This window comes from Elstera litoralis, assembly GCF_000963705.1.
GTDB classification, from domain to species: domain Bacteria; phylum Pseudomonadota; class Alphaproteobacteria; order Elsterales; family Elsteraceae; genus Elstera; species Elstera litoralis.
In genome coordinates, this window is the sequence record NZ_LAJY01000228.1 from 1 (window position 1) to 11037 (window position 11037).

The following is an 11037-nucleotide window of genomic DNA, read 5'->3' on the forward strand; positions in this document are numbered from 1 at the left end:
GCGGGTCGCAGTCAACCAACAGCACATTCTTGTTCTTTCTGGCGATCATCCAGCCCAAGTTGAAGGCCGTAGTCGTCTTGCTAACGCCCCCTTTATGATTGAATAAGCTAATTACCGTCGCCACCATTTGACTCCTCAGCTAAAATCGCGAAATTGTAGCTTCGGCGCGTTGGCTTGCAACCGCAACCCTTTTACTTGAAAAATGCTCTCCCGTGATCGCCCCCAAAAGGTTCCCGCCCATGAAGCTGACGGATCAGACGACGACCCTCGGGCATCTCTCGGCGCACGCGCCGGAGATGCTGCGCGATTTGGCGGAGACGCAGCGCCCCATGATTATTCTGGAAGGCGGCATGCCGCGCGCGGTACTTCAGGATATCGCAAGCTATGAGGCCACCCAGGAAACCTTAGCGCTGTTGAAAGTGCTGGCGATAACCACCCAGGCGGTAAACGATGGAAAGCTATCGCCCGCCGCTGACGCCTTCGCCCGGCTTCGGGATCGGCTGCCGCGCCCGGAATGACCGCCTATCAAGTTCTAATGGCCGATGCGGCGCTTGACGATCTTGAGGATATTTTCCGCTATCTCTACGGCGCAGGCTATCCCGACCAAGCCGCGTCCATCGTCGATGGTCGGCGCGATATGATGGATTTTCTGGAACGCCGTCTCCTCAGGTAGCCCCCACCCCATCAAACCGCGCCCGCGCGTCCTGAATGCGGGCGTGGCTGGCTTCGGCCCAGCCTATGAGGGCGGCCAGCGGTGCGAGCATCGATTGCCCCAGGGGGGCGAGGCGGTATTCCACGCTCGGCGGTTTGGTGGGGAAGACGTGTCGGGTTATCAGCCCGTCGCGCTCTAAATCGCGCAGGGTTTGCGTCAGCATGCGTTTGGAAATATCGGGCACGGCGCGTTGAAGGTCGCTGAAGCGGTGCGGGGCGTCGGCGAGCACGATCATCAAGAGGGTCGTCCATTTGCCGCTAATCTGGTCCAACACGTCGCGCACCGGGCAGTTGGCGGCGTTGAAGTCCTGATTTTGCCAGAAACAGAGGCGGGTTTTCAGGTTGGCGCTATCGGGCATAGATGGTTCCTTCGCTGTTCCCTAGGCACCGAAAACTGCCGCCTTCCGCGCTGGGGATATGGTCTCTATTCTAGGCTTACTCACGAAACGAGACCAGAGGAAACCACCTATGACCTCCCCCGCCCCGCGCCTGCTCGTCACAGCCGCCAGCGGCCAATTGGGTCGCCTTGTCGTTGCCCGGCTGCTGAAAAATGTTCCGGCAGCGCAGATCGCCGTTGCCGTTCGGTCTGAAAAAGCCGCCGCCGAATTTTCAGCCCTCGGTGTGACCGCCCATATCGCCGATTACACCCAGCCCGCCACGCTGGAGGCCGCCTTTGCTGGGGTGGACCGGCTGCTGCTGATTTCCTCCAGCGAAATCGGTCAGCGCTTCGCTCAGCATAAGAACGCCATCGACGCCGCCAAAAAGGCGGGGGTGAAGCTGATTGCCTATACCAGCGTGCTCCACGCCGACCGCTCGCCGCTGGGCCTTGCCGAAGAGCATCGGCAGACCGAAGCCGCGCTGGCCGCCGCGGGCGTGCCCTTCGCGGTGCTGCGCAACGGTTGGTATACGGAAAACTACTTGGCGTCGCTGCCGTCGATTCTCGCCCACGGCGCGCATTTCGGTTGCGCGGGCGAGGGGAAGATTGCCTCCGCCCCCCGCGCCGATTATGCCGATGCCGCCGCTGCGGTGCTGGCTTCCGCCGAGGATCACGCGGGCCACGTCTATGAATTGGCCGGGGATAGCGCCTATACGCTGGCGGACTTCGCCGCCGAAATCGCCCGCCTCACGGGTAAGCCGATCACTTACCAGAACTTGCCGGAAGCGGATTTCAAAGGGGCGCTGCTCGGAGCCGGGCTGCCGGAGCCGATTGCCGAACTCCTGGCAAACTCCGATACGGGCGCATCGAACGGCGCGCTTTACGATGACAGCCACACCCTCAGTCGCTTGATCGGTCGTCCCACGGAGCCGCTCGCCGTCACGTTGGCAGCAGCGCTCAAAGGCTAACGCCGCGCGCGGCTTGTGACGGGACAGGAAACCGTCTACCGAGAAGGGGTTCTTCCCGTTTGCGAGCCGCCGATGCCCTCTGCCCCCTTTGTCGACCCCCTCCTCATCCGTCTTGCGGTTGCCCTTGCCATCGGCCTGCTCGTCGGGCTCGAACGCGGTTGGCAAGCGCGGACCGGCGAGGAGGGGGCACGGGTCGCCGGCGTGCGGACCTATGCGATTACGGGCCTGCTCGGCGGGGTCTGCGGCGGTTTAGTGCCACTCACCAGCCCCAGCGTCTTAGGCTTCGGGATGCTGGGGTTCACGCTGGTCTTCGGCGCGTTTCACTGGCGGATGGCGCAGGAAACCCGCAATTACAGCGCGACCGGCGTCGTGGCCGGGGTGCTGACTTTCGCGCTCGGGGCTTATGCCGCGCTCGGCGTGATTCAGGTGGCGATTGCCGGGGCAGTCGCGCTCACTATTCTGCTGGCGCTGAAGCAGCCGCTGCATTCCTGGGTGCGAAAGCTAACGTGGGAGGAAGTTCGGGCGGGCCTCGTGCTGCTGGCCATGAGCTTCCTGTTTCTGCCGATCCTGCCCAATCACCCCATCGACCCCTGGGGAGCGATCAACCCCACCGAAATTTGGGTGCTGGCGATTATCATCGCCGCCCTATCGTTCGTCGGCTATGGCGCGGTGCGGCTTCTGGGGGAGCGCAGCGGGATTATTTTAGTGGCGCTCGCGGGCGGGCTGTCGTCGTCGACGGCGGTGACGGTCACGCTGGCCCGCCTCTCCAAGGGCAAGGACACGGGCGCGCCGGTTCTGGCGGGCGGGATTCTGCTGGCCGCGACGGTTATGCTGGCGCGCGTCTTCCTCGTTGCCGCCGCCCTCAACCGCGATCTGCTGATACCGCTCGCCGTGCCGTTTGGCGCGGCGGCGCTGGTGTTTCTGGGAGCTGCCGGGTTTTTGTTGCTACGGCCCCGCCCGGCTGGCCCCGGAACGGCGCTCACCCTGACCAACCCTTTGGAACTCGGCGTTTCCTTGAAGCTCGCCGGGTTCATTGCCATAACGATGCTGCTGGCGAAACTCATCGTCGGCCAATTCGGCGATGCCGGACTGTATCTGCTCGCCGCCACCTCCGGCCTTGCCGATGTGGATGCGCTCACCCTCTCCCTCGCCCGGATGAGCGAAACCAGCCTTGCCGTCCACACCGCCGCCATCGGGATTGCGATTGCGGTCACGACGAACACGATCTCCAAGGCCGTCATGGCGGCGATTCTGGGGGCACCCCGGTTGGCGGGGATCGTCGGCAGCGTCAGCCTCGGCGCGCTTGCCGCCGGGGCGTTAGCGCACGCGCATTTCTAAGAGACTGTTTGGAAATTCGGCGGCTGAGAGCCTGCGAGGGATTTTTGTGACCTGATAGGAGCCGACCGCAGCAGATATCGAGAATATCTGCAAGGGTGGCGACGCAGCAGGGCACGAAAATCCCTCGCAGGATCGACCCGTCCGACATTTTCAAACGGTCTCTAAGCCCGATCCGCCACCTGGAAGCCCTGCCAAAACGGGTCGCGGTCATCGACGTAAATCGTATTGAGCCCGGTCACCCGCGCCCAACCGCCAATCGACGGAATGATCGCCGGACGCCCCGCCACCTCGGTTTCCGCGACGACACGCCCGGTGAAGGTGGAACCGATAATGCTCTCGTGGATGAAATCTTCGCCGACGCCTAAACGCCCGGTGGCGTGCAATTGCGCCATGCGGGCGGAGGTTCCAGTACCGCAGGGCGAACGGTCGATGGCCTTATCGCCGTAGAAAACCGCATTGCGCGCCGTGCCGGTCGGGGTTTTCGCTTTGCCGGTCCAGAGGACGTGGGTGAGCTTGTTCAGCGCCGGATTGGTGGGATGAACGATCTGATGCGTCGCGTTGAACGCCGCCCGTAATTTCGGGCTCAGCGCCAGAATTTCCGACGGTTGCAGATCGTCCAGATCGGCGTAACCCGGTTGCGGCTCGACGATGGCATAGAAATTCCCGCCGAAAGCGACATCGACCGTGATCGGCCCGAAGCCCGGCAGATCGACGGCATAGCCGCGCCCGAGCAGGAAGGAGGGCACGTTGGTCAGCGTCACGCTTGAAACGAACGGCCCCTCCATTACATAACGCGCTTCCACAACGCCCGCAGGCGTGTCGAGCTTCAACAGCCCCGGTTCGCGCGGCGTAATCAACCCGTGTTCGATAATCGTCGTCACCGTGCCGATGGTGCCGTGGCCGCACATGGGCAGGCAGCCGGAGGTTTCGATGAACAGAATCGCAACGTCGCAGTCGGGGCGCGTCGGCGGGTAGAGAATGGAGCCCGACATCATATCGTGCCCGCGCGGCTCGAACATGAGACTGAGGCGAATCCAATCGAACTCCGCCAGAAAATGCTGGCGACGGGCAAACATGGTGTCGCCCTTCAGCGCCGGGATCGAGCCGCCCGTCACCACGCGCACCGGATTGCCGCAGGTGTGACCGTCGATACAGAAAAAGGTAGAGCGGGCCATACGTCAGAACCTCTGGGCAGAGAAGGGGGCAGGACTAAGCGGAGTTGGTAAACCCATGACCTGCGCCGTAACAATATCGGCGGTGATCGCAGCTTGCGTCAAACCATAATGGCCGTGGCCGAAAGCGTGCAGCACGCGCGGCGAGCGGCGCGACGGACCGATCACCGGGAGCGAATCGGGGATCGAGGGGCGAAAGCCCATCCAGCGCGTGCCGCCCTCGAAGCGCCCTTCCGGCAGAAAGCGGCGGGCGCGGGCGATCAGTGCATCGACGCGGGCATAATTGGGGGCGGCCTTCAGCCCAGCGAACTCCACCGCGCCGCCGACCCGGTCGCCCGTATCGAGCGGGGAGATGACGAAACCGTGGCCTTCGAACAGCACCGGGCGCGTCAGGCCCAAGCTGCCGGATGGAAGGGTTACATTATAGCCGCGCTCGGTATCCAGCGGCACGGCATCGCGACCTGCGCCGCGAGCCGCTTCGACCAGGCGCCCGCAGCGAGAATAACCCGATCCGCCGGAAGAATTTCGCCCGTGTTCAGGGTCACAGCCGACCAATCGGCCCCGGCGGAGAGAAGATCGGCCCCGGCTTGAACCAAGCGCGCCCCGCGCGCCAGGGCAGCGTCCCCAATCGCCCGCGTTAAATCGGCGGGATCGGATACATGCGCGCCGGTCGGATACCAGAGCCCACCCGCAACGCTCCCGCTGGCCAGGGCCGGTTCCAACTCGATGACGCCCGCCCGGTCCAGCACCTGCGCCGGAATCGCGTGCCGGTGCTGAAGCTGCGCGAGGGCCGCCATTGCCGAGGTGACGGACGGATCGTCCCAGACGGTCAAAAATCCGCGCGGGCGCAGATGATGGGATAGGCCGAGGCGGGCGAGCCGGGTTTCCCAAGCCCGCAGCGCCTGCCCGTTCAACGCTGCCAGGGCGGTGGTTCCGGCGGCAAGCGTCTGCGGACGGCTCGCCCACAAAAAACGCAGCAGCCAGGGCGCGAGTTTCGGCAGATAGTAGGGGCGGATGGCGAGCGGCCCCAGCGGGTCCATTAACCAACGCGGCAGATTGCGCCAAGCTTTCGGCGAGGCCAGCGGCAGAATATCGACATGGGCGATCCACCCGGCATTGCCTTGGGAGGCTCCGGCGGCGATCCCGCCCGGATCGACGAGCGTTACCGTGCAGCCCGCATCCAGCAGCGCATGGGCCGTGGTGACGCCGATAATCCCGGCTCCAATGATAACAACCCGCATCTGTGCCCCGATCCCCCAGTTTGTTAAGGGAGCTTCCCCCCGAACCCCAGGGAAAGGCCCAGAAAGAAGCCCCCTTACACGAAAGGCGGACCCGGCGAACCGGCCCCGCCCCCTCGCGTTGTCTTAAAACGTTCGGCAGGCCCACATCCGGCAGTGCCGGGCGGTTGGCGAGCGCGGTCGCCATCATGCTTCCACCTCGGCGCGTTCAGCGGCATCCAAGGCTAGGCGCGGCGGACGGGTAAGATCGGTGCCCCGGCCCACGATGAATTCGCACAGTTTGATGCATTGGACGAGGTCCGAGCGCGCATCCAAGTGCAGCAACGGCATGAACCAATCGTAAATCGGCATTGCCTCGGCTAAGCGATTGTCGCGAACGAGGCGGAACAGGGTTTCCCCTTCGCGCGGGAAAAAACGTTGGACATGCCCGACACCCAGCCGACCGCGCCCAGCGCCACGCATTCCAGCACCACATCGTCGAGCCCGCAGAAGGGAATGAAGCGGTCGCCGGTCATATTGCGCACATCGACCAGACGGCGCGTATCGCCGGAGGATTCCTTGAACGCCACGATGGTTTCAACGTCCGAGAGCGTCGCCAGCATCGCCGGGGTCACGTCGGTCCGGTAGGAGGGCGGGTTGTTGTAGATCATGATCGGAAGGTCCGACGCCGCCGCCACAGTGCGGAAATGCGCCAAGGTTTCGCGCGGTTTGGCCGGATAGACCATCGGCGGCATAACCATTAGCCCATTCGCGCCCTTGGCCTGCGCCAGCTTCGCCGTTTCCGCCGCAAAGACGGGCGTATATTCGGCCACACCGACAATCACCGGCACGCGGCCCTTGGCAGTGCTGGCGGCCAGCGCGATCAACTCGCCCTTCTCGTCGCGCGTCAGCGAGCAATTCTCCCCCACCGTCCCACACATAACGAGGCCGGAAACGCCATCGCGGATCAGCGCTTCGATCACCCGGCCCGTCGCGTCGAGATCCAGCGTGAAATCGGCATGAAACTGCGTCGTGACGGCGGGGAACATGCCGCGCCAGGTTTTACGGGGATCAGACATCGCGAGAAGCCTCCGGGCAGATTTGGTTTATGTCGACACCTTGTATCCAAGAATCCCTTTCGTCAAGTCCTGTCGACAAACTGCATCGATTTCCGGTAGGATAGGTTGGAACGTTACGAAAGAGGTTGGGACATGCGGCGTAAATTGGAGGGTGAGCAGGCCGAAACGCCCTCACCCCGGCCCCCCGCGCCGCGCGGCACCGCCTCGCCGGTGATCTATGACGCGCTGAAGCAGGATATTCTCAACCTCACCCTGTCCCCCGGCGACCCCTTGGACGAAACCGGCCTGTCTGAGCGCTTCGGCACGTCGCGCACGCCGGTCCGCGAAGCGCTGGTGCGGCTGGTGGCGGAAGGGCTGGCCTCAACCCTGCCGAACCGCAATACCATCGTCTCAGTGCTCGATTTCTCCAGCCTGCCGCCTTATTTGGATGCGCTGACGCTGCTCTATCGCGTCTCCACCCGGCTTGCCGCCGAACGGCGCACCGTGGCCGATCTCGATGCGATCAGCGCGGCGCAGGCCCGTTTTGCCGAAGCGGTGGCGCGCGAAGACGCGCTGGCGATGCTGCACACCAACCGCGATTTCCATCTGGCCATCGCCGCCGCCGGGCAGAACCCCTATTACACCGAGTTTTTCGCCCGCCTGCTGAACGAGGGCATGCGCCTGCTCCGCCTCTATTACCGCCGCTTCGACGACCGCTTGCCGCCGCGCTATGTGGACGAGCACGAGGGGTTGATCGAGGCGATTGCGATGCAAAACCCTGATCTCGCCGAAGTTTTAGGCGGGGAGCACGCGGTTCAGATCGTCACCCAGTTGCAAAGCCTAATGGTGCCGAGCCTCGGCGGTCACATCAGCCTGTCGGCACGCGCCTAAGCCTGCGGCGCTTTGGTCGCAGGCGGTCCAACAGTCTCCTGACGATTTTAGCCGAGCCAATTCGCGCAAAATCAGGCACTCTCCTCAAGATCGTATTACAGTGCACATCCAGGGGAGACGTCTGAAGGGAGACACCCGGCTGGGAGCCATTGCTGGGGGAGGAAACATGCCGGACCGTTCTAGAAACGGACTTATATCGGGACAGGAGCTTTACGCAGCCCTTCTCCCCGATTTTGGTGATCGTGTTTTTTCCGCGCTCCCCCCGAGCCTGCTGCGTCAGATCGAGCCCAATTTGATCGACGACCCTGGTCTACGCCAACACAGCACGAATGTCGGCGTCCTTTCCTCTTTCCTTGGCCATTGCGCGGGCACGCAGGATAGCGGCTGGCTGGACCGCTTGGCCGAGGCGGCCATTCTGCACGATATCGGTAAAACCCGGCTGGACCCCATAGTTCTGAGAAAAGGGCGCGACGTGACCCGCGCCGACATGGACCATATCCGCAGTCATGGAATCTTGGGCGCTGAGTTGCTCGAAACCTATGGCGGCGACCTTTATGCGCTGGCCGCCACGGTCGCCGGGCATCACCATGAGGCGCACGATGGCTCCGGCTATCCCCAGGGTTTAATCGGCGAGGCGATCCCGGAGGAGGCTCGGATTGTCGCCTTATGCGATGTTTACGACGCGCTACGCTCGCCCCGAACCTATAAACCCGCCTTTGGGCACGACCATGCAATGCGGATCATTCTGAATGGCGATACCCGCACCCGCCCGCAGCAGTTCGATCCGTATCTTTTGGGCCTGTTCAAGCGCCATAGCGACGATATCGGCGCGCTGTATCGGGCTGAATAGCCCGGCCCAGTGCAGCGCCGACTTGACAGCGCTTAATATTTCTATAATTCTCGATATATGGAAAACAGCGATAGTCTTTTGGCCTTATCGGCCCTCGCCCAGGAAACCCGCCTCGCCGCCTTTCGGCTCTTGGTTCGACACGAGCCGGAGGGGCTGCCCGCAGGCGAACTCGCGCGCTTGCTGGACGTGCCGCAAAATACCCTTTCGACCCACCTTGGTTTGCTGGCGCGCGCCGATCTCGTCACCGCCCACCGCGACGGACGCGTGATCCGCTACCGCGCGCACTTGGCCTGCGTTGAAAATCTGGTGCTGTTTCTGCTGAACGACTGCTGCCGGGGCGAACCCGCCCTATGCGGCTCGATTCTCTCGGCCCTGACGGACACTCCCTGCGCCCCCAAAACCTGTTAGGAGACCCTCATGTCCCGCGTTTTCAACGTCTTGTTTCTCTGCACCGGAAACACGGCCCGCTCGATCTTGGCCGAAAGCATCCTTCGACACGATGGCAGCGGGCGGTTTCAGGCTTTCTCTGCCGGAAGCCAGCCCAAGGGCACCGTTCACCCACTCGCTGTGAAACTCCTAACGGCGGAAGGTTTTCCGACCGAGGGTTTGCGCTCCAAAAGCTGGGATGAGTTCGCGGCACCGGGTGCCCCGCCGATCGATTTCATTTTCACCGTCTGCGATAATGCCGCCGGCGAAGTGTGCCCAATCTGGCCGGGCACCCCGATGACGGCCCATTGGGGCGTGGATGATCCGGCGGCGGTGACGGGAACCGAACTTGAGCGGGAAGCGGCGTTCGTAACGGCCTTCAAGCAGTTGCGGCGGCGCATTTCCGTCTTCACGGCCTTACCGCTCGCGTCGCTCGATCAACTCGCGCTGCAAAAACGGCTGAGTGCCATCGGGCAGGATAGCGACCGCTAGCCAACGCCGAGATAGCGCGTCAGCGGGGTCGCATCCGCCGCTAAATCCGCACTTGCGGCGCGATGGACGATGCGGCCTCGCTCCAGAATAATCGCTTGATCGGTGATGCGAAGGATCTTGCGGGCGTGCTGCTCCACGATAATTCCGGCAATACCGCCTGCCCGAAAAATGTCGCTCAGCGCCCGCAGAACCTCGTCAACAATCACCGGGGCGAGCCCTTCCATTGGCTCATCCAACAGCAGGAGTTGCGGGTTCAGCACTAAGGCCCGCCCGATGGCGAGCATCTGCTGCTCCCCGCCGGAAAGCGCCTCGCCCCCCCGGTGGCGGTCCTCGGCGAGGCGCGGGAACAGGGCGAATACCCGCTCCGGCGTCCACGGACCGGGGCGCGCCACCGCCGTTAGGTTTTCGAGCACGGTGAGCGAGCGGAAAATACCGCGCTCCTGCGGCACCCACCCTATTCCGGCGCGCGCCCGCCGTTCGGGCGGCCAGCGCGAGGCATCGGCATCACCGAAAAGAACCCTCCCTGCTTGCAGCCGCGTGAGCCCGAGAATGGTTTTCAGCAGGGTCGTCTTGCCGACGCCGTTGCGCCCGAGCACGGCCAGCGCCTGACCGGGGGCGAGGCTTAGAGAAATCTGCGATAGAATAGCGCTGTCGCCGTACCCCGCATCCACCGCGTCCAACCGCAAGAGCATGTTAGAGGGCCTGTTTTGGCCAAGAGGCGCGCAGCCAGCGCCGAGCCTGGGTAATCGCCCCCTCCAGCGTGAGCCCCTGCGCAAGCCCCGCCGCGATGCCACTCGCCAACGCGCAGCCAGTGCCGCGCCGGGAGCCGGGTAAGCGGGCGGCGCGAAACCAGCGCGCGCCATTTTCGGTCACGAGGCAGTCGGCCACAATCTCGCCGGGCAGATGGCCGCCTTTCAGCAGAATCGCCCGTGCCCCCGTTCGTCGCAAAGCCTCGGCCTGGGCGACTATCGCGCGCCGGTTCGGCGCGTCGGGAACCGACAGCAGAAACGCCGCTTCCGGTAAATTGGGCGTCACTAACGTCGCGCGCCCCCAGAGCGCGCCGAAACTGGCAAGGCTAGCGCAATCGCGGCGCAAGGCCCCGCCCGCCGTGGCCCTCAACACCGGATCAAGGATAATCGGCGCATCGGGGCATATTTCGGCCAGGAGATCTGCGATCTCAAGGCTCGGCAGCAAACCGATCTTCACCGCACCGATTGGCCCGAGGCTCACCGCCGCGTCGATCTGCGCCTGAAGAAGCTCCGGCGGCATCGCCTGCACTGCCGTCACCCCGCCCGCCCCTTGCGCAGTGACCGCAGTAACGACCAGCCGCGCCGGAACCCCCATATCGGCCAGCACGCGGATATCTTGCGCCAAGCCCGCACCGCCGCTGGAATCGGTGCCGCCGATCAGCAGAACCGTATTCATGCGGGCACCCCCCAGCGCCAAAACGGCGAGAGTGCAGTTCGGATCAGCCGTCAACAGCGGCTCCGCCGCCGCCAAAGCCCGCCGCCCCGAGGCGCAGGCGAGCACCAGCCGCG

General features: G+C 64.0%; 15 protein-coding genes and 1 pseudogene. 8 read left to right on the forward strand and 8 right to left on the reverse strand.

The annotated features are described in order from the left end of the window. The coding region (locus VZ95_RS22970) for a ParA family protein (RefSeq protein WP_232302586.1) at nt 1–127 on the reverse strand (127 nt) is incomplete at its 3' end. A gap of 112 nt (nt 128–239) precedes the next feature. On the opposite strand from VZ95_RS22970, the gene VZ95_RS09745 reads away from it, so the two are divergent. After that, a complete protein-coding gene (locus VZ95_RS09745; RefSeq protein WP_045775680.1) occupies nt 240–518 on the forward strand; it encodes a type II toxin-antitoxin system Phd/YefM family antitoxin in 279 nt (92 codons plus the stop codon). Next, nucleotides 515–673, forward strand: coding sequence for a hypothetical protein (locus VZ95_RS24015; RefSeq protein ID WP_156995215.1), 159 nt, complete (start codon nt 515–517; stop codon nt 671–673). The genes VZ95_RS09745 and VZ95_RS24015 overlap by 4 nt, the downstream gene beginning before the upstream one ends. Here VZ95_RS24015 and VZ95_RS09750 read toward each other — a convergent pair. After that, nucleotides 666–1070, reverse strand: a complete 405-nt coding sequence (locus tag VZ95_RS09750) for a winged helix-turn-helix transcriptional regulator (RefSeq protein WP_045775672.1) — start codon at nt 1068–1070, stop codon at nt 666–668. The genes VZ95_RS24015 and VZ95_RS09750 overlap by 8 nt on opposite strands. A 109-nt stretch (nt 1071–1179) precedes the next feature. On the opposite strand from VZ95_RS09750, the gene VZ95_RS09755 reads away from it, so the two are divergent. After that, nucleotides 1180–2055, forward strand: a complete 876-nt coding sequence (locus VZ95_RS09755) for an SDR family oxidoreductase (RefSeq protein ID WP_045775673.1) — start codon at nt 1180–1182, stop codon at nt 2053–2055. 72 nt (nt 2056–2127) lie between these two features. Next, on the forward strand, nt 2128–3393 hold the full coding sequence (locus tag VZ95_RS09760) for an MgtC/SapB family protein (protein ID WP_045775674.1): 1266 nt from the start codon (nt 2128–2130) through the stop codon (nt 3391–3393). Between the two features lie 161 nt (nt 3394–3554). On the opposite strand, the gene VZ95_RS09765 is transcribed toward VZ95_RS09760, so the two are convergent. The 4 genes and pseudogenes from VZ95_RS09765 to VZ95_RS09775 form a co-directional block, all read right to left on the reverse strand. Next, complete coding sequence (locus VZ95_RS09765; RefSeq protein WP_045775675.1) at nt 3555–4568, reverse strand: 4-hydroxyproline epimerase; 1014 nt, start codon at nt 4566–4568, stop codon at nt 3555–3557. 3 nt (nt 4569–4571) lie between these two features. Continuing rightward, nucleotides 4572–5806 (reverse strand): annotated as a pseudogene (locus VZ95_RS09770) (NAD(P)/FAD-dependent oxidoreductase). A 183-nt stretch (nt 5807–5989) separates the two neighbouring features. Next, nucleotides 5990–6154: a hypothetical protein gene (locus VZ95_RS28800; protein WP_332308063.1), complete on the reverse strand. Its 165-nt coding sequence runs from the start codon at nt 6152–6154 to the stop codon at nt 5990–5992. Between the two features lie 8 nt (nt 6155–6162). Continuing rightward, a complete protein-coding gene (locus tag VZ95_RS09775; RefSeq protein WP_332308064.1) occupies nt 6163–6861 on the reverse strand; it encodes a dihydrodipicolinate synthase family protein in 699 nt (232 codons plus the stop codon). 132 nt (nt 6862–6993) lie between these two features. Here VZ95_RS09775 and VZ95_RS09780 point away from each other — a divergent pair, with 132 nt between their 5' ends. From VZ95_RS09780 to VZ95_RS09795, 4 genes are all read left to right on the forward strand, one after another. Beyond that, nucleotides 6994–7731 carry a GntR family transcriptional regulator gene (locus VZ95_RS09780; protein ID WP_045775676.1) on the forward strand — a complete coding sequence of 246 codons (738 nt, stop codon included), beginning with the start codon at nt 6994–6996 and terminating at the stop codon, nt 7729–7731. 292 nt (nt 7732–8023) lie between these two features. Next, nucleotides 8024–8581, forward strand: coding sequence for an HD-GYP domain-containing protein (locus VZ95_RS09785; RefSeq protein ID WP_052711654.1), 558 nt, complete (start codon nt 8024–8026; stop codon nt 8579–8581). Nucleotides 8582–8638: 57 nt separating this feature from the next. Then, nucleotides 8639–8989, forward strand: coding sequence for an ArsR/SmtB family transcription factor (locus tag VZ95_RS09790; RefSeq protein WP_045775677.1), 351 nt, complete (start codon nt 8639–8641; stop codon nt 8987–8989). Between the two features lie 9 nt (nt 8990–8998). Continuing rightward, complete coding sequence (locus tag VZ95_RS09795) at nt 8999–9499, forward strand: arsenate reductase ArsC (protein WP_045775678.1); 501 nt, start codon at nt 8999–9001, stop codon at nt 9497–9499. On the opposite strand, the gene VZ95_RS09800 is transcribed toward VZ95_RS09795, so the two are convergent. Further along, nucleotides 9496–10191 carry an ABC transporter ATP-binding protein gene (locus VZ95_RS09800; RefSeq protein WP_045775679.1) on the reverse strand — a complete coding sequence of 232 codons (696 nt, stop codon included), beginning with the start codon at nt 10189–10191 and terminating at the stop codon, nt 9496–9498. The two genes, VZ95_RS09795 and VZ95_RS09800, sit on opposite strands and share 4 nt — an antisense overlap. A 1-nt stretch (nt 10192) precedes the next feature. Continuing rightward, nucleotides 10193–11037, reverse strand: an 845-nt coding sequence (locus tag VZ95_RS09805) for a hydroxymethylpyrimidine/phosphomethylpyrimidine kinase (protein ID WP_156995216.1), incomplete at its 5' end; no start/stop codon positions are given.